General features: G+C 56.5%; 17 protein-coding genes. 7 read left to right on the top strand and 10 right to left on the bottom strand.

Annotated elements, in window-relative coordinates; all coding sequences use genetic code 11:
- Nucleotides 1–23: 23 nt before the first annotated feature.
- From ACUN9X_RS03700 to ftsY, 8 genes are all read right to left on the bottom strand, one after another.
- Nucleotides 24–1,523, bottom strand: a complete 1,500-nt coding sequence (locus ACUN9X_RS03700) for a sensor histidine kinase (RefSeq protein WP_260038564.1) — start codon at nucleotides 1,521–1,523, stop codon at nucleotides 24–26.
- The gene (locus ACUN9X_RS03695; RefSeq protein ID WP_260038566.1) at nucleotides 1,510–2,190 is read right to left on the bottom strand and encodes a winged helix-turn-helix domain-containing protein; all 681 of its coding nucleotides are present in this window, start codon (nucleotides 2,188–2,190) and stop codon (nucleotides 1,510–1,512) included. Before ACUN9X_RS03695 ends, ACUN9X_RS03700 begins: the two co-directional genes overlap by 14 nt.
- A 94-nt stretch (nucleotides 2,191–2,284) precedes the next feature.
- On the bottom strand, nucleotides 2,285–3,079 hold the full coding sequence (gene hyi / locus ACUN9X_RS03690) for a hydroxypyruvate isomerase (RefSeq protein WP_445472215.1): 795 nt from the start codon (nucleotides 3,077–3,079) through the stop codon (nucleotides 2,285–2,287).
- 2 nt (nucleotides 3,080–3,081) lie between these two features.
- On the bottom strand, nucleotides 3,082–4,002 hold the full coding sequence (locus ACUN9X_RS03685) for an NAD(P)-dependent oxidoreductase (protein ID WP_445472214.1): 921 nt from the start codon (nucleotides 4,000–4,002) through the stop codon (nucleotides 3,082–3,084).
- Nucleotides 4,003–4,178: 176 nt separating this feature from the next.
- Nucleotides 4,179–5,045 (bottom strand): RNA polymerase sigma factor RpoH, encoded by an 867-nt coding sequence (gene rpoH / locus ACUN9X_RS03680; RefSeq protein WP_260038571.1) that lies wholly within the window; start codon nucleotides 5,043–5,045, stop codon nucleotides 4,179–4,181.
- 251 nt (nucleotides 5,046–5,296) lie between these two features.
- The gene (gene ftsX, locus ACUN9X_RS03675) at nucleotides 5,297–6,346 is read right to left on the bottom strand and encodes a permease-like cell division protein FtsX (protein WP_445472213.1); all 1,050 of its coding nucleotides are present in this window, start codon (nucleotides 6,344–6,346) and stop codon (nucleotides 5,297–5,299) included.
- On the bottom strand, nucleotides 6,336–7,028 hold the full coding sequence (gene ftsE, locus ACUN9X_RS03670; protein WP_260038575.1) for a cell division ATP-binding protein FtsE: 693 nt from the start codon (nucleotides 7,026–7,028) through the stop codon (nucleotides 6,336–6,338). The genes ftsX and ftsE overlap by 11 nt, the downstream gene beginning before the upstream one ends.
- Before the next feature lie 30 nt (nucleotides 7,029–7,058).
- The gene (gene ftsY / locus ACUN9X_RS03665; protein ID WP_445473172.1) at nucleotides 7,059–8,312 is read right to left on the bottom strand and encodes a signal recognition particle-docking protein FtsY; all 1,254 of its coding nucleotides are present in this window, start codon (nucleotides 8,310–8,312) and stop codon (nucleotides 7,059–7,061) included.
- A gap of 270 nt (nucleotides 8,313–8,582) precedes the next feature.
- Here ftsY and rsmD point away from each other — a divergent pair, with 270 nt between their 5' ends.
- Nucleotides 8,583–9,215 (top strand): 16S rRNA (guanine(966)-N(2))-methyltransferase RsmD, encoded by a 633-nt coding sequence (gene rsmD, locus ACUN9X_RS03660; protein WP_445472212.1) that lies wholly within the window; start codon nucleotides 8,583–8,585, stop codon nucleotides 9,213–9,215.
- Nucleotides 9,216–9,294: 79 nt separating this feature from the next.
- Here the strand turns inward: rsmD and ACUN9X_RS03655 are convergent, their stop codons facing one another.
- Nucleotides 9,295–10,470 carry a DesA family fatty acid desaturase gene (locus tag ACUN9X_RS03655; protein ID WP_445472211.1) on the bottom strand — a complete coding sequence of 392 codons (1,176 nt, stop codon included), beginning with the start codon at nucleotides 10,468–10,470 and terminating at the stop codon, nucleotides 9,295–9,297.
- Between the two features lie 294 nt (nucleotides 10,471–10,764).
- On the opposite strand from ACUN9X_RS03655, the gene mutM reads away from it, so the two are divergent.
- The 6 genes from mutM to ACUN9X_RS03625 all read left to right on the top strand — a co-directional run bounded on the left by mutM (nucleotide 10,765) and on the right by ACUN9X_RS03625 (nucleotide 16,056).
- Nucleotides 10,765–11,577 (top strand): bifunctional DNA-formamidopyrimidine glycosylase/DNA-(apurinic or apyrimidinic site) lyase, encoded by an 813-nt coding sequence (mutM, locus tag ACUN9X_RS03650; RefSeq protein ID WP_445472210.1) that lies wholly within the window; start codon nucleotides 10,765–10,767, stop codon nucleotides 11,575–11,577.
- 186 nt (nucleotides 11,578–11,763) lie between these two features.
- A complete protein-coding gene (locus ACUN9X_RS03645) occupies nucleotides 11,764–12,093 on the top strand; it encodes a hypothetical protein (RefSeq protein ID WP_445472209.1) in 330 nt (109 codons plus the stop codon).
- A 117-nt stretch (nucleotides 12,094–12,210) separates the two neighbouring features.
- On the top strand, nucleotides 12,211–12,891 hold the full coding sequence (gene yrfG / locus ACUN9X_RS03640; protein WP_260038580.1) for a GMP/IMP nucleotidase: 681 nt from the start codon (nucleotides 12,211–12,213) through the stop codon (nucleotides 12,889–12,891).
- A 99-nt stretch (nucleotides 12,892–12,990) separates the two neighbouring features.
- Nucleotides 12,991–13,395 (top strand): ribosome-associated heat shock protein Hsp15, encoded by a 405-nt coding sequence (gene hslR, locus ACUN9X_RS03635; RefSeq protein WP_260038581.1) that lies wholly within the window; start codon nucleotides 12,991–12,993, stop codon nucleotides 13,393–13,395.
- A 67-nt stretch (nucleotides 13,396–13,462) separates the two neighbouring features.
- Nucleotides 13,463–14,314 carry an Hsp33 family molecular chaperone HslO gene (gene hslO, locus ACUN9X_RS03630; protein ID WP_260038582.1) on the top strand — a complete coding sequence of 284 codons (852 nt, stop codon included), beginning with the start codon at nucleotides 13,463–13,465 and terminating at the stop codon, nucleotides 14,312–14,314.
- Nucleotides 14,315–14,523: 209 nt separating this feature from the next.
- Nucleotides 14,524–16,056 (top strand): phosphoenolpyruvate carboxykinase, encoded by a 1,533-nt coding sequence (locus ACUN9X_RS03625; RefSeq protein WP_445472208.1) that lies wholly within the window; start codon nucleotides 14,524–14,526, stop codon nucleotides 16,054–16,056.
- Between the two features lie 96 nt (nucleotides 16,057–16,152).
- Here ACUN9X_RS03625 and ACUN9X_RS03620 read toward each other — a convergent pair whose 3' ends face one another.
- Nucleotides 16,153–18,228, bottom strand: coding sequence for a TRAP transporter large permease subunit (locus ACUN9X_RS03620; protein ID WP_445472207.1), 2,076 nt, complete (start codon nucleotides 18,226–18,228; stop codon nucleotides 16,153–16,155).
- Nucleotides 18,229–18,239 lie beyond the last annotated feature (11 nt).

Raw genomic sequence — 18,239 nt, 5'->3', positions numbered from 1 at the left:
CCCGGGCGCTGACTGATCTGCCTTCAGCTTTGTGATCGGGCGCCCAGGTCGGCATCGCCACCAGCAACAGTCTTGTCGTCTGCGTTGTCGTCCGCGGCGCCCTGTTGCTGTCCTCGCATTACCCGACGCTTGATTGGCTGATACAACGGCAGGTAAACCTGCACCTTCAACCCGGGATTTTCAGCGCCCTTGCGCCGGTCGCTAAGCTCGATGCGCCCTTGATGGATTTCTGTGACGGCACTCACCAGGCTCAGACCCAGTCCATTACCGGGCAATGAACGACTTTTACCGACCCGGTAAAACCGCTGGAAAACGTTGCTCTTCTCACTGTCCGGAATGCCGATTCCGCTGTCACTGACCTCCAGCACCGCTTCTCCGGCAATGCTGTCGACTGCAACGCGGATGTCTCCGGATTCTGGTGTGTATTTGATGGCGTTGTCGATCAGGTTGCTGACCATCTGGAACAACAAGTCCCGGTCACCCTCGATCTTCACATCGCTGCTGATGGCTTGCTCAAAGGTCTGTTCTTTATCCTCGGCTACGGCTTCGTAGAGTTCGCAGGCATCGGCAACCAGTTCGCCCAGCATGACCACGGTTTTATCCGCCGCGTTACCCCGGGTTTCAAGGCGCGCGATACGTAGCAAAGCATTGAAGGTCGCAAGCAACTGATCCGCCTCGGCAACCGCTTTGGCCGCTGGCTCCCGGGCTTCGTCGTTATCAACCGCGAGCAGCGTGGTTTCGAGCTGGTTGCGCAACCGTGTGAGCGGGGTGCGCAAATCGTGGGCAATACTGTCGGAGACGTGACGAATCCCTTCCATCAGATACACAATGCGGTCGAGCATCTGATTCAGGTTTTCGGCAAGCTGGTCAAAATCGTCGCTGGTGCCGCGGGTAGGAATACGCAGCGACAGGTGGCCGTTCATAATCCGGCGGGAAATCTTGTTAATCACTTCAATACGACGGGTGGTACTGCGACTCATCATAAAGCCACCCAGCAACGCCAGTGCCAGCGTGATCCCCATGCCCCAGTTTATGGCACGCTCGATCAGACGCTTCAGCGTGGTCAGCTCCTGGACGTCACGGCCGACCAACAGGCGCAAGCCGCCCTGGACTTCAAATACCCGCGCACGCGCCAGCCTGACCGGGCCTTTCCAGCCTACAGCTTCGTTGAGCGAAAAATTGATCCAGCCATTCTGGGATCCCGCTTCACCGGGCCACGTAGACAGGTTGCCGGCCAGCTTGAGGTAGTCGTCAGTCGCCAGCAGGTAAATTGATTTGGCATTGGGGTCCCGGGAGACACGCTCCCGGATCACGGTGACGAGGCCGTTGATGCCTCGCCCCCGATACTGTTCAGCAAGACCGGCGATTTCCGCCTCGATGGTTTCATCCGTTTGTTCGGTCATGAAACCGGCAGTTCGCCAGTAGATAAACGCCAGCAACAAAAATACGGAGGTGGCAAAAACCACCATGTAGAGAAGAGCCAGCTGGAAGGTAGACGTTTTGAGCTGACTAAGTATCTTCACGCAACATGTATCCTGCACCCCGGACAGTCTGCAGCAAAGGCGTCTCGAACTCCTTGTCGATCTTTGCACGCAGACGACTGATGTGAACATCAATCACGTTGGTCTGAGGATCAAAGTGATAATCCCAGACTTTCTCCAGCAGCATGGTACGGGTGACCACCTGACCGGCATTGCGCATCAGATATTCCAGCAGCCGGAATTCGCGAGGCTGAACATCAATGTTTTGCCCTGCCCTCTTGACCGTGCGCGCCAGCAAATCCATTTCCAGATCGGCGACCCGCAACACTGTCTCCGTTTCCGGCGCTTGACGGTTGCGACGCACCAGCGCATCCAGTCGCGCCAGCAATTCGGTAAACGAGAAAGGCTTGGTGAGATAATCATCACCACCGCCACGAAGACCTTCAACCCGGTCATCAACATCGCCCAGTGCACTCAGAATCAGCACGGGTACGCTGTTGCCCGTCGCACGCACGGTCTTGATGATATTCAGACCATCCATGCCCGGTAACATCCGGTCGACAATCATGATGTCATATTCTTCGCTGGCAGCCAGCATGAGTCCATCTTTCCCGTCCGCCGCATGATCGACGACAAAGTCCGATTCTCTCAGACCTTTAACGAGATACGTTGCTACATCGTGATCGTCTTCAATGACCAGCGCTCTCACCGGTTAGCCTCCCGCTATGCTTTGATTAGACTTGGACAGGGTACGAAGTCATACCTTAAACAACCAGTTAACATATTGTAAGAGGGTGTCGCAATCAGCGACGGTCAACATAAAGCGACGGACGCATCCAGTCCAGACTGTCCCGTGTCAGGCCGCTGGGACGGTACTCTGCACTCACCCACCCTGCATACCCAAGATCATCCAGCACTTTGAAAATATTAGCAAAAGCAATTTCTCCTGTTCCCGGCTCGTGACGCCCTGGATTATCTGCAATCTGGATATGGCCGACGCTTTCAAGCGCTGCGGTAAGCGTCCGGATAAGATCGCCTTCCATGATTTGCATGTGGTAGAGATCATACTGCAGCTTTATATTGTCTCGCCGGGTGGCGCGAATGACGTCCAGAACCCGGCGTGACGTGTCCATAAAGAATCCCGGCATATCAATCCGACTATTGATCGCTTCCACCATCAGGGTAATGCCGTGCGGCTCTAACCGGTCAGCAGCCCATACCAGATTGGCGATCAGCGTATCCCGGGCTTGCTCATCAGAGACGGTCGCAGGCTTCAACCCGGCCAGACAGTTGAGCTGGTGACACCCCAGGGCCTTCGCATAGGCTATGGCCTTTTCCACGCCCTGGCGAAACTCGTCAACTCTATCCGGCAGGCAAGCGATACCGCGCTCGCCGGCATTCCAGTCACCCGGTGGCAGATTAAACAAAACCTGCACCAGACCGTTTTCTTTCAACAATGCGGCCAGCTCCTGCGGCGGCCACTCATAGGGAAAAAGATATTCGACACCGGAAAAGCCGGCGTCACGGGCTGCGGAGAACCGCTCAAGGAACGGTAGCTCTGTGAAGAGCATCGACAGATTGGCAGCAAATCGGGGCATGATCAGTCCTTTCGAGGCTGTGCCCGCGAGGGCAGTGACGGCTCACCCAGGCGCACGCCGTTTATATGTTCAAGGGCAAGCAACAGTCCGCTATGATCCGCTTCACCCTGCCCATTGGCCGATAATGCGAGGTATTCATCATGCACCCGCTGCGCCAGCGGCAGGGTCAGCTGCTCATTTCGCGCTTCATCGAGAATCATCCGCATATCCTTGAGCTGAATGCGCGCAGGTGCGCCCGGCTCAAAATTGCGGTCAATCATGCGCTGACCGTGGAGATCCAGAATACGGCTGCTGGCAAAACCGCCCATAAGGGCTTCCCGCACAGCGACAGGGTCGGCACCACCTTTTGCCGCCAGCAACAGCGCCTCTGATACTGCTCCGATGGTGATGCCGACAATCGCCTGATTGGCCAGTTTTGCTAACTGCCCGGCCCCAACCGGGCCAATATGGGTAACACGCCCCAGAGTTTCGAGCACTGCTCTGACCTGCTCCAGCGTGTCACCATCCCCGCCTGCCATGATGCTCAATGCGGCCTCTGTGGCACCAACCGTACCGCCGGAAACTGGCGCATCCAGATAGCCAATATCACGCGCGGCACAGAGCGCGGCATGCGATCGAGCCATTGTGGGTGGCGCCGAGCTCATATCGATCACCACACTGCCCGGAGCCAGATTCGCGATCAGACCCTGCTCTACCAGCACTTGCTCAACTACGGCGCCGTTCTCCAACATGACGATCACAATATCGGCAGCTTTCGCAGCTTGCTCCACGCTGGCGGCAATCGTCGCCCGCTCAGCAAACGGAGCACACTTGGCAGCGGTGCGGTTCCACACAGTCAGCGGATAACCGGCAGCTATCAGGTTCTCAGCCATGGGTGCGCCCATCAGGCCAATACCGATAAAAGAAATACAGGGATAAGACATGGAATGCGGGCCTTTGAATCTGGTCAAAACCCGATAATAGCGAATACAGCCCTACCGAGACACCGATCTGTCTGATAAGCCGCCCGGGGCCGAATCAAAAGCCTGAAATGAAAAACGCCACTGGCCGAGGCTCAGTGGCGTTATCTGAATCACTGCAAGAAGCAGATGGCAGGCGTTTACGCGGCTTCCGCTTCACCCATATGCAGGCGAATCTTCTTCATGGCGTTCTTCTCAAGCTGACGGATACGCTCAGCGGAAACACCATACTTGTCGGCAAGCTCGTGTAGCGTTGACTTGCTTTCAGTCAGCCAGCGCTCGCGCAGGATGTCCTGACTACGCTCATCCAGACTGGACATGGCAGTAAGCAGACGGCTGTTGCTGTCTTCTGTCCAATCCGTATTCTCCAGCTGAACTGCCGGATCGCCGCGACGATCTTCCAGGTAATGCGCGGGCGCCTGGTAGGCTGAATCGTCGTCATCATCCATCGGGCCATCGAATGCCGTGTCATGGGATGCCAGACGACCTTCCATTTCACGCACCACTTTGGGTTCGACACCCAGATCAGCCGCCACTGCATTGAGCTCGGCATGGGACAACCACGCCAGACGCTTTTTCTGGCTGCGCAGATTGAAGAACAGCTTGCGCTGGGCCTTGGTGGTCGCCACTTTGACGATCCGCCAGTTGCGCAGGATAAATTCGTGTATCTCGGCCTTGATCCAGTGCACGGCAAATGACACCAGACGCACACCGTATTCAGGATTAAATCGCTTAACGGCCTTCATCAGGCCAACGTTACCTTCCTGAACCAGATCAGACTGTGCCAGACCGTAACCGGAATAACTGCGGGCAATATGAACCACAAACCGCAGGTGTGACATGACCAACCGGCGTGCTGCCTCAAGATCATTGTCATAATACAGACGCTCCGCCAGCTCCTGCTCTTCGGCAACAGTGAGCATTGGGATTTTACCTGCAGCCTGAATATAGGCTTCAAGGTTGGCGCCTGGCACCATTTTGTCTGTCAGCTGTAAGCTGGTACCCATCTCTGTCCTCCGCTACGTGGCGACCCGATACTATAGCAACGGGAAGATAGGATCGCCAACTGGGCTTGAAGTTCCATACAGACTGTATATAGAACCTCGAATTATCGAACGTTGGAATAGTAAATTGCCGACTGTGACGATTGTTTAATCAAGTCCGTCTCATCAACGTTCATCTATTACCAGTAGTACTACATCGGCCTGAGCCTAGCTATACGGTGATTCCGAAATCGTCGATCACCGCCGAACACGGCTCATGCGTGCCCGGCTTCAATCTGGTTGGGTTCAATAGCGTCAAGATGCCGCTTCACTGCCAGCCAGGCACCCAGCCACCCCAACAGCACCGACGCCAGAAGCAGGGCGAACGTGCCCTCAAAGGTTAATCCTGACAACTCGAACTGGCTACGATAAAGGCTCGCCAGATGCTCCACCGGCCCGCTCATCCACCACAAGGTCAACTCAAGCAGCACGAAGGCGATAATGCCGCCGCCCAGACCATACCAGATGCCCGTGTAAAGAAAGGGGCGCCGCACAAAAGCATCGGTGCCGCCGACAAGTTTGGCGACCAGTATTTCATCGCGCCGGTTTTCAATGGCTAACCGGATGGTATTGCCAATGACCAGCACCACCGCCGCTCCAAGCAACAACGCCAGCGCCCATACACCGCGACCCAGCAAATCGGTAATGGTATTCAGCCGCTGCAGCCAGCCAAGATCCACCTGCACCCGCGCCACCGCATCAACCTGCTCAAGCTCATCGACCAGCGCCTCCATTCCTTGCTTGTTGCGAATATCAGCGCTCGGCGTCAGCAACAGGGTGTCGGGCAGCGGGTTTTCGTCCAGATAGTCCAGCGCATCAGCCAGACCGGATGACGCCCGGAATTCGGCTAGCGCCTCTTCCCGGGTAATCACGGTCACATCTGTAATATCCTTTCGGCTGGCAAGCTGGATACGCATACGATCCAGCGTGTCCCCACCGGCATTCTGTTCGAGGTATAACGTGATCCGCGCTGTGCTGTCCCAACCTGCACTCACCCCTTGCAAACTACCCAGCAGCAGCAACATACCTACCGGCAGAGCCAGGGCTATGCCCATTACCATCCACGTCATGAGACTGGCGACCGGCGAACGCCACAACCGCTGCGCACTGTCCTTTGCCGTTTTACGATGATGTGACAGATAGCTGCCGAGCAGCTCTTGCAGCGGCGTCCGGGACCTGGCAGCTCCCCGACCCGGCGCCGGCCGCTCTTTGCCTTTGGCGGGCGGCTTTTGCGATGCTCGACTTACCCCCCGATTAGCGGCCATACAACACCTCTTCATCGGGCATGCTGTCACCGGAGGTCAACCGCCCCTGCCGGAGAGTCAGCACGCGCCGCTCCATATGCCGGATCAAAGCAATATCGTGACTCGCGATCAGCACAGTCACACCCACCTGACTGAATTGCTCGAACAAATGCATGATGTCGGCTGACAGCCCGGGGTCAAGGTTACCGGTCGGCTCATCCGCCAGCAGCAGCGGGGGCTTGTTCACCACGGCCCGAGCAATACCGACACGCTGCTGCTCACCGCCGGAGAGCTGAATCGGATTCATCCGCTCTTTGCTGAGCAGCCCCACCTTGTCGAGCGCCGCCCGCACACGTCGGCCGATATCCCGATGCGGCACGCCGGTGACCTCGAGGGGCATGGCGACGTTGTCAAACACAGAGCGATCAAACAACAGTTGGTGATTCTGGAACACAACCCCGATATGCCGGCGAATAAAGGGAATCTGTCGCCGGGGCAACTGGTCCAGCCGCTGCCCACCGACAATGACATGCCCCGCACTGGGACGTTCCATCAACATGATCAGCTTCAGCAGCGTACTTTTACCTGCCCCGGAGTGGCCGGTCAGAAAGGCAAGCTCGCCCCGGCTGAGCTCAAAATCGACACCCTGCAGTGCAGTATGACCACCCTCATAACGCTTGCTGACCTTCTCGAACTGGATCACCTGGCGAACTCCCGGCTGCGCTGGCGTATGTTATTCGTCAAACAACGCTTCCACGAAAGCTTCCGATTCGAAGGGGCGCAGATCCTCGACCTGTTCACCGACGCCAATATAGCGAATAGGCAATTTCAGCTGACGCGCGATGGCGAAGATGATGCCGCCCTTGGCGGTACCGTCGAGTTTGGTCAGGGTGATACCCGTGACACCCACAGCCCGCTGGAACACCTCGGCCTGACTCAGGGCGTTCTGACCCGTGCCGGCATCCAGTACCAGCATGACTTCATGGGGCGCGCTGTCGTCCAGCTTCTTCATCACGCGAACAACTTTCTCAAGCTCGCTCATGAGGTTGTCTTTGTTCTGCAAGCGACCGGCAGTGTCGGCAATCACAACATCCACTCCCCGGGCCTGGGCAGACTGCACGGCGTCGAAAATAACCGAGGCGCTGTCAGCACCCGTGTGTTGTGCCACAACCGGTACATCGTTGCGTTCGCCCCACACCTGCAACTGTTCCACCGCCGCCGCACGGAAGGTATCACCCGCTGCCAGCATTACTGATTTGCCTTCGTTCTTGAACTGGCGTGCCAGCTTGCCGATGGTTGTGGTTTTACCCACCCCGTTGACGCCCACCATCAGAATAACGAACGGCCCTTTATCGGACTTGATCGTCAACGGTGCGGTGCTTTCTGTCAGAAGTCCACGCAGCTGCTCTTTAAGGGCCTGCCGGACAGCTTCGCCATCCTTGAGCTGCTTACGTTCCAGCTTTTCAGTCAACGCATCGATGATTTCTGTGGTTGCGGTAATCCCTACATCGGCGGTGAGCAGCGTGGTTTCGATTTCTTCCAGCAAATCGTCATCGACCGATTTGCCGGTATTGAACAGATCAGCAAGACCGGAGGAGAAGTTTGCACGCGTCTTCCCAAGACCACTTTTAATACGCTGAAAAACGCTGACCTGTGGCTCTGGCTCTGGCTCTGGCTCTGGCTCTGGCTCTGGCTCTGGCTCTGGCTCTGGCTCTGGAACACTATCTGTCACCGTTTCAGGTGTCGATGCAGACTCTGTCCCGGACGACGGCGGGGCAACGGGTTCAGCGACCGCACTGTCACCGGTTTCTTCCGGCGCGGATGGTGGCGTCTCACGCGTGACGGCACGGGCACCCGCCTGAGTCTCTGGCTGGCGCTGGGGCACCGGCTTGGGTTTGGGCAGACTACGATGTCGCCCAACCAGCTCCACTACAAACAGCAGAACCAGTAAGGCCAGCAGCCCCATCATTATCCATTCAGACATCATCATTTCGTTTCCGTCGATAAGGAGAAAAATCGTGGTGCAGTATGTCAGGCCGAGTCACTGATGCACAGACATCAAGGTGCCTAAGCTCGCGTGCGGCGAACCATCACCAGGCTCATAAAGAAACGTATTCTATCCACCCACACAAAGATCGTCCAAATGCCGCTGCTTTTCGATACACTGCAAACCCGTCTGCCAAACATCTGGCGCACGACGTTACGCCAGTAATCGACGCACCACTGAAAGCATAAACTCAGTAAAAACAGGTTGAACATGCCGCGCAAATCGCCCTCTCGCCCGTCAAAAATATCGTCTCGTCGCCCAACCGCAGGCCAGGCTGACTCCGGTGAATTGCGGATTATCGGTGGTCAATGGCGCAGCAGAACCCTGACATTCCCCGCCGTTGGCGGCGTGCGCCCGACACCCTCACGGGTGCGCGAAACGCTTTTTAACTGGCTCATGCCCGTGGTGCCTGGCGCCCGCTGCATTGACCTGTTTGCGGGTAGCGGCGTGCTGGGTCTTGAAGCCTTGTCCCGGGGTGCAGAACAGGTCGAATTTGTCGATCATACGCGACCGCTCACCGATGCCCTGAGCGCCAATCTGAAAACGCTTCGCTGCACTGATGCCAGCGTTAAATGCCAGGACATTCTGGCCTATCTGGGACAAAAGCCAGCGCAGGCCGCCGACATTGTGATGATGGACCCGCCCTTCAGGCAGAACTGGCTGAGCCGCCTGCTCCCGCTTATTCGCGACAACGGCTGGGTCAGTTCTGACAGCTGGGTTTATATTGAGCACGAGAGCGAATTGCAATCAGTACCGGCACCTGAAAACTGGCAGTTGCATCGTGAAAAGACAGCCGGCCAGGTCTGCTATCGCCTCTATCGCGTCATGGCGACTGACGCCTGACAAAGCGCCGCACTCATTCGCCACAAACAAAAACGCCCCTGTCTGATCACTCAGCAGGGGCGTATTGTTTTCGTCAGCCTCAGGCTGGACGCAGCGCGTAAGATTTCAGGTGCGCAGCGAATTCCTCAAGGTAGCGAATACCGCTATCCTCGGCCTCCCGGCACCATTCGACCAATGCCTGCATCTTTTCGTTGGACTTGAGTCCACGACGACGCCACAACTCCTGCAGCTCCTGACTTTTATCGTAGATCTGTCGCAGAACCGCATTGTTATCCAGCAGCGAATCGAGATGCTTCTGGTCATGCGGCTTGATCAGCGACGTTTCCCGGAACAACAATTTACGCGCCCGGCTGTACACCGGCTTGATATCTTTTTCGACGACCTGTTTTTGCTGACGCAGAACCGGCTCTAGCACGCGCTTGCGATACTGGCGCATGATATCGAATCGGTTGTTGGCAATGGCTTGCACGGTTTCAACGTCAACCGCCAGCTTGCCAGGGACGCGATGGGCAATCGGGCGATAACCTTTTGGCTTGGCAAGCCCGAACAACTGGAACAGGCGGATATAACCCCAACCGATGTCAATTTCATACCAGCGGCGAGACAGCTTGGATGAGTTCGGGTAGGTGTGATGATTGTTGTGCAGCTCTTCACCGCCCACCAGAATACCCCAGGGCACAATGTTGCGGGCATTGTCGGCACACTCGAAGTTGCGGTAGCCAAAATAATGGCCAATGCCGTTAATGACCCCGGCAGCCCATACCGGGCTCCACATCATCTGCACCGCCCAGATCCAGATGCCGTTCACGCCAAACAAAAGCAGATCGATCACCGCCATCAGCGTAATACCCCAGGTGCGGTGACGGGTGTAAACGTTGCGCTCAACCCAGTCCTGGGGTGTGCGTTGCCCGTAACGCTCCAGAGTTTCCGGTGTCGCTGCTTCAGCGTAGAGTTCGGAACCTTCGGTCAGTACTTTTTTCAGACCTTTGACGACCGGGCTGTGCGGATCGTTCTCGGTTTCACACATCGCGTGGTGCTTGCGATGAATGGCAGTCCATTCCTTAGTGACAATGCTGGTTGTCAGCCACAGCCAGAAACGGAAAAAATGCGACAACACCGGATTCAGATCCAGTGAGTTATGAGCAGAATGGCGGTGCAGGTAGAGTGTTACACTGACAATCGTCACATGAGTGAGTGCCAGGGCAACCAGAATAAGCTGCCATACCGGGAGGTCTAGAAGACCGTTGTACCACATAAACAGAACCCTCAAAGAAACAAGACGCAGGCGAAGAGAAAGTCCTATTTCTTCCGCTTTCAGTACCCTGACATTCAATCTTTCGATATTAGCGTACAGCTGTAAGCTACAACAAGACTGATCTGGATGATATGTAGATTTTGTGACATCACGTTGGCAACTCAATGCGCTGTTTTGCTGTACGCATAATAATCCGGTTGCAAGATACAATTATATCAGCTTGTACACATACATTGACATGCCCGTCGGGCCACAGAGCCTCTGCCAGTCCGACACTATTGCAGGAGCCCGCAGGTGCCCGAGTTACCTGAAGTTGAAACGACCCGACAAGGAATCGCACCCTTCCTGGAACAGCGTCCGATCCTGGCCGCAACCATTTACAACCACAGCCTGCGCTGGCCAATCCCCGCCGATCTGGCTGAAAAGCTGACCGGCGCAACCGCCACCGCCGTCGACCGCCGGGCCAAATACCTGCTGATCCGCTTTCCTGAAGGCACGCTGATGGTCCACCTTGGCATGTCGGGCAGCCTGAGGATTATCACCGATCGCAGCCCTCGCCTGACGCACGACCATGTTGAGCTTGATCTGGGCGACGACACACTCCTGCGTTACAACGACCCACGCCGGTTCGGCGCCTGGCTCTGGACCGACGACCCGGATCACCACCCCCTGATCCAACACCTGGGCCCGGAGCCACTAAGCGAAGATTTCAGCGGCCAACGCCTGTACCGCCAGTCCCGGGGCAAAAGCACGGCGATCAAGTCCTTCATTATGGATAGCCGGGTTGTAGTGGGTGTGGGGAATATCTATGCCAACGAGGCACTGTTTATGGCCGGCATTGATCCCCGCCGCGCTGCAGGGCGAGTCGGCCAGGACCGAATGAACCGCCTGACCGGCGCAATCAAGGAAGTGCTTGCCGCCGCCATTCTAATGGGCGGCACCACCCTCCGGGATTTTGTAAACAGCGATGGAAAGCCGGGCTACTTTACCCAGTCCCTGAACGTCTACGGCAGGGGCGGCGCACCTTGCCGTAACTGCGCGTCATCACTGAAAGAAATCCGCCTGGGCCAGCGCACTACTGTTTTTTGTGTGAACTGCCAGAGATAAACGGATTTTTGGCACATAACTACACGAAATTTCGTTTGAAAATACGTCAATATGATTCATAGTTAATAAAGTACGCTATGCTTGTTCATCCTTATTCCTGCTGATCGCCTGTCTGGACGCGGCCAATAACGCCGTTTTCTCTGAGCGCCAGCAATTCGGGATGGTATTTATATCCAGGAGAGAGTTATGTCATCCAAAATTTTTCGTGTGCTGACCATGACCGTCGCGATCTGCCTGATGGCATTCGCTTCAGTTGGCCATACCAAGACACTAGACGAAGAGCCATCTGCACTGGCCATGACCGGCGACGCACTGTTCGCACGCCCGGTACTGTTCGCCACGACTATTGTGGGCGGCGCGGTTTATCTGGTTTCACTGCCATTCTCGTTGCTGGGCGGCAATGCCGCTGAAGCTGGCGAAACCCTGTTTGTCGGCCCGGCCAAAGCCACTTTTGTTCGCTGCCTGGGCTGCACCCAGTCAGGCCGTAAGCAAGAACCTGCCCACGCGGCCGAGTAATTTCCTGCAATACAATTGCAACAGCCCTTCCCTGTATACGTGACATCAGCAAGTTGCACGTTTACAGGGAAAGAGGCAGCCTGAGCGTTCTGATTCGACGTTTTCGGGCTTGCTTCAATGATTGACTGGTCATCTCTGGACACCGTGTTCCTTGATATGGACGGAACACTGCTGGACCTGCATTTTGACAGCCACTTCTGGCTGACACACCTTCCGCTTCGATATGCCGAGCTCAAATCCTTGAGCCATGACGAGGCGCGCGCTCACATTATTCCGATGATCGAGTCCGAGAAAGGTTCCCTGCAGTGGTACTGCGTGGATTACTGGAGCGATCGACTGGATGTTGATATCACCGCGCTGAAAACGGAAGTCGCCGAACGCATTGCCTATCGCCCTCACGCCGAATCTTTTATGGCAGCAATCCGCGCGAGCGGCCGGCGCAGCGTCATCGTAACCAATTGCCATCCCAAGCCACTGGCGCTGAAACTCGAGCGTACCGGGCTGGATCGCCATGTCGACCGGGTGCTGTCGACCCACGACTTCGGCCGCCCCAAAGAAGATATCCAGTTCTGGCATGAGCTGAACGGGGTCGAGCCCTTCGAGCCCAGCCGTACCCTGATGGTCGACGATAGCCTGCCCGTTCTGGACAGCGCACGCCGGGCGGGAATCGCGCACTTGCTGACGATTCTGGCCCCGGACAGCCAGGCACCGGTTCGCGAGCAGAGATTTGATATGCCGGGCATTGCACACTTTGATGAAGTGCTGGCCCAGATTCAGCCCATCCCCACAACCGTGTGATCGCGTTATACTACTTCTATTAAAAGGTGTATCAACATCAGACTCAACACGGTGATGCGTTCGTCGCCCTGTGGTTGCTGATTTCCCAGATGGAGAACCATGACTTCAGCCGAAACAGATAATCGGGTCCGGCTCGACAAGTGGCTCTGGGCCGCCCGCTTTTACAAGACCCGCACCCTCGCCAAGCAAGCGATCGAAGGGGGCAAGGTGCACTACAATAGCCAACGCACCAAGCCCGGCAAAACCGTCGAGATTGGCGCCAGCGTCAAACTCCGGTTCGGCAGCGATGACAAAGTGGTCGTCATCGACCAGATCAGCGAACGCAGGCGGGGAGCGCCAGAAGCACAGATGCTGTACCACGAAACCCCGGACAGCGAGAAACGCCGGGAAGAACACGCCTGGCAGCGCAAACACATGCAAGCCGCCCAGCTACCTCCCGCCCGCCGACCAAGCAAAAAGGCACGGCGGGAAATCATCCGGTTCAAGGACCAGAACGGGATTTAAGCAATACGGCTACCGCGCGCTCACTAACCAGTATCCAACTTTTTCTATTCCACCAAGAGGTCCCGTCATGGCTCTGGACGATCAGTTTCAACGCTTTCTCTTCGACGACAGCCAGATTCGGGGAGAGTGGGTGCGGCTCAGCACCAGTTATCAGGACATCATGTCACAGGCCGCTTACCCGGCTGTCATTCAGCAATTACTGGGCGAGTCGCTGGCCGCCAGTGTCCTGCTCAGCGGCACACTGAAGTTTGAAGGCAGCCTGTCTATCCAGGCTCAGGGCAACGGGCCGGTACGCACGCTAATGACCGAATGCAGCCATGATCGCGCCATTCGCGGGCTGGCCAGTTTCGACGAGTCAGCCAGCGGAGAAACTCTGGACGAATTGCTGGGCAGCGGCAGCATGGCCATCACCATCACGCCTGATCAGGGTCAGCGCTATCAGGGCGTTGTGCCCCGTGAAGAACCTACCCTCTCAGGCTGCCTGGAAGACTATTTCGAGCGTTCCGAACAGATCGATACCCGCCTGTTTCTGTTCGCTGATGGCGAGCATGCCGCCGGATTGATGCTACAGCGGCTGCCCGGAGACAAGGCTCTGGATGAGGACCTGTGGCGCCGAGTCGGTCATCTTGCATCGACGCTGAAGCCGGAGGAAATCCTCTCGCTCGACAGCGAAACCCTGCTGCACCGGCTTTATCATGAGGAAACCCTGCGCCTGTTTGAGCCGGAGCCGGTCGTTTTCCGCTGCAGTTGCTCCCGCGAACGCACGCTTGCGGCTCTGGAATCCATTGGCAAAGAAGAGTGCTACAGCATTCTCGATGAGCAACAGACCATTGATATGGACTGTCAGTTCTGTCATCAAAGCTACCAGTTTGACCGCAACGATATCGATCAGTTATTCCACGGCCACTCGCTTCATTAACAGCCAGTAAAGAACCGTGCAAAACCGCTCTGAAGCCGACAACCACGCGGCTTCTGGGGATATCGTTTTTTTCAGGCGTCTCTGGCATAATAGCGCGCCTGAGCTTATCGAATTGTTCATAAAATCGTCAGCTTTGACCCGGAGCACATGCGCCGGGTTTTGCTGTTTCGGGTGGACAATACCGAATACATATTTAGGGCGAGGTCGAAGTGAGTAACACTTACACGGATTTGAGTTCAGCGCGATTGGTTGAACTGGCGCTGGAACGTAGCGAAGGCGAACTTGCCTCAAATGGTTCCCTGGTAGTCAAAACCGGCAAGCGCACAGGTCGCTCACCGATGGACCGCTACATCATTGATGAGCCGAGCACCTCGGACGCGATTCACTGGGGCCCGATCAACCGCCCGTTTGACGCTGACAAATTCGATGCCCTCTGGGACCGCGTTGAAGCTTATATGGCGGACAAGACCCAGTTCGTATCCAACGTCCACGTCGGTTCCGATCCCGAGCATTACCTGCCGGTCCGGATGACCACCGAAACTGCGTGGCAAAACCTGTTCGGCCGCAATCTGTTTATCCGGCCTGATAGCTTCAATCCTGCTGACAAGCAGGAATGGCAGATCCTGAACGCAGCCAACTTCGCCTGTGACCCCGAACGCGACGGGACCAACAGCGACGGCACCGTGATGATTAACTTTGCCAAGCGCAAAGTGCTGCTGGCGGGTATGCGCTACGCCGGCGAAATGAAAAAGGCTATGTTCTCGGTTCAAAACTTCCTGCTTCCCGAGAAAGACGTTCTGCCGATGCATTGCTCGGCAAACGTAGGCGATGACGGCGAAACCTGCCTGTTCTTCGGCCTTTCCGGCACCGGTAAAACCACCCTGTCTGCAGATCCTGATCGCTACCTCATCGGTGACGATGAGCATGGCTGGGGCCCGGGCACAGTCTTCAATATTGAAGGTGGCTGTTACGCCAAGTGCATCGATCTTAGCCAGAAGAATGAACCGATCATCTGGGACGCCATTCGCTTTGGCGCCATCGTCGAAAACGTCACCATCGACGAAGACACCCGCGAGCCGGATTACAGCGATGTATCGCTGACAGAGAACTCCCGCTGCGCCTATCCGCTGGAGCATGTCGAAAAGCGTGTACTGGAAAACCGGGCCGGTGAACCCTCAGCGGTTGTGTTCCTGACCTGCGATATGACGGGCGTTCTGCCGCCAGTTTCTGTACTTACCAAGGAATCAGCTGCTTACCACTTCCTGAGTGGCTACACCGCGCTGGTTGGTTCAACCGAGATGGGCTCATCGTCCAAGCTCAAGTCCACTTTCTCTACCTGTTTTGGTGCTCCCTTCTTCCCGCGCCCAGCCGGCGTATACGCCGAACTGCTGATGAAGCGGATGGAAGAATTTGGCAGCAAGGTCTTCCTGGTAAACACCGGCTGGACCGGCGGATCTTATGGTGAAGGCGAGCGTTTCAGCATTCCGACAACCCGTGCCATTATCAGCGCCATCCAGAACGGCGCGCTGGACGATGCGGAAACCGAGCACCTGGACAAGCTGAACCTGGATGTACCCGTGAACGTGCCCGGTGTCGACAGCAAGTTGCTGAATCCGCGCAACACCTGGTCCGACCCTGCGGCCTATGACGAAAAGGCTCAGGAGCTGATCAAACAGTTCGTTGAGAACTTTACCAAGTTCGACGTCTCCGACGCGATTGTTGCCGCCGGCCCCAAGCTCTGATCACACACTGGCAGCAACACTGAAAACGGCGTCCATCTGGACGCCGTTTTTGTTTGTACCCGTTGCCTGTCGCCTGTTGCGGCAAGCCTGGCAACATCACACGTAGAACAGTAGCGGCACAAAGGCCACCAGCACCAGCGCAATGCCCATAACGATCAGAGGCATGATGATCCGCTCATGGCGCTGGTAGAAGGTGCCGTCTTCGGCAAGCGCTGCAGCCACTTCTTCCTCACCGACAACCTGACGGGTCAGCAGGTGATTAAGCGCTACCGGCGGGCTCAGATAGCCCAGTTCAAATGCGACCAGCGTCACCATCCAGAAGTGGATAGGATCAATGCCACTGCTGTAGGCAATCGTGGCGACCGTGGCACTGACCAGAATAACCGCGCCGAACGCGTCCATAATCATGCCCAACACCACCAAAACCACGACCATCAGCAGCATCGCCATCCAGGGGCTATCGAATGCCTGCGGGAACATCGACATGATCTCTGCACGCTCGATTACACCCCCGACACTGACCGACAGTCCCAATAGCAGCAGCAAGGCACCAATTTCAGAGGTGGTATCGTTAGTCGCGCCGCGGATGCTGTTTTCGATGCCCTGGTGACGGACCGCATCAGGGTCATCTGCGGCACTGCGACGACGCAACCGAAACGCGAAGTGCTCGTATACCAGAATGGATAACATGATAACCGGCAGAATCCGGGGCGCGGAGAACTCGTCCATCGTCACATCAAGTGCCCAGAAATAGAACGCAACAACCGCAACAATGACCAGCACGTAGGGCACCAACGCCATCAGAGCTTTCATCATGACCGGAACCGCTTCAGCGGCGGGCGCCAGCTCAAACCGACTCTGACGATTAACACTCAGCGCGACGACCATAAACAGCACGGCCGTCAGCAGGAAAACCCAGATGCCCCAGCCGAACAGATCATCCGTGGTCACTTCACGGTTCAGATAGGCAATAATCACCACTAGCAGGCAGGGTCGTAACACAACACCCAGTGAGCCCGACATTGCCGTCGCCGCAAGCGCCAGATGCCGGCGAGCGCCTGCGGCCCGCAATTCACTGTAAATCACCGCACCTGCGGCGATGACGAATATACCCGATGCGCCGGTATAAGCTGTCGGTACTGCCGCAACAATGACAGCCACAACCGCCAGCATTTCCGGCGGCATTCGCCAGGGGCGGAAAACATCAAACACCAGCGGTGCCAGCCGCGTTTGCTTGAGCATCATGCCGACCCAGACGTACAGGCCGACATTAAGGAACATATCCGACAACTCCATCATTTTGTCGAGATAGACCCCGATACCCGAAGCATGCCCCAAAAGCGCGAAATAGGTGCCCGATACCAGACACATTCCGGTATAAAGCGGCACCGCCAGGCCGGCTTTCATCAAATCACCACCGGGCTTTAAATCTGCCGGCGGGCGCACCAGGCGATAGAGACTGACCAGCGTCAGGCAGGCAAAACCGATGATCCAGAGATCATGAAGCAACTCTCGCTCAAATGAGATATCGGCGCCGGCATCATGGGAGGTCTGCCGGAACAGCACGCTGGACCCCAGCAACATCGCGTTGGCAACGGTTTGAAGGAAATAGGACAGGTTATAGTCGAGACGGGTTTCAATCGCCCGCATCGCAATATGATGACGGGTCAGCGTGGCAGTGGCCGCGCACAGCATGACAAGAATAACCAGGATATAACGCTGGGATGTGAGCCCAAGGGCAATCAGATCCGAAATGAAGCCCTCTACCGCACGATAGACTTCCAGCGCGGGGGTGACTTTGCCTTGCAGGCTTGCGAACTCCTGATGTTTTTCCCGGCACTGAGCCACGGCGTTTTGAACCGCAGAGCGCACATCGTCAGGATTGACCTCGGTTTCCCCCAGCAGCGCTGTCAGCGGATCGTCAGCAGCCTCACTTTGCTGTGCCACCCGCTGGCGGACCTCCGCCTCGATATCCCGATCCGGATTACAGGTCGGCGCAACGGGATCAACACGCAGCTTGTAGTAACCGCTCCACATCTGCTCACCGGCACGGAGCATCTGATTATGGATATCGCTACTGGTGGAAAAAACCACCACCAGTAGCAACAAAATGCAGGCCGGAAAAGAAGAAAACCACTCCAGACCCGAACGGGTCATCCTTCTATGAGACATGTAAAGCGCTC

This window comes from Marinobacter sp. V032, assembly GCF_052645435.1.
This window is presented reverse-complemented; position numbering and strand designations above follow the sequence as displayed.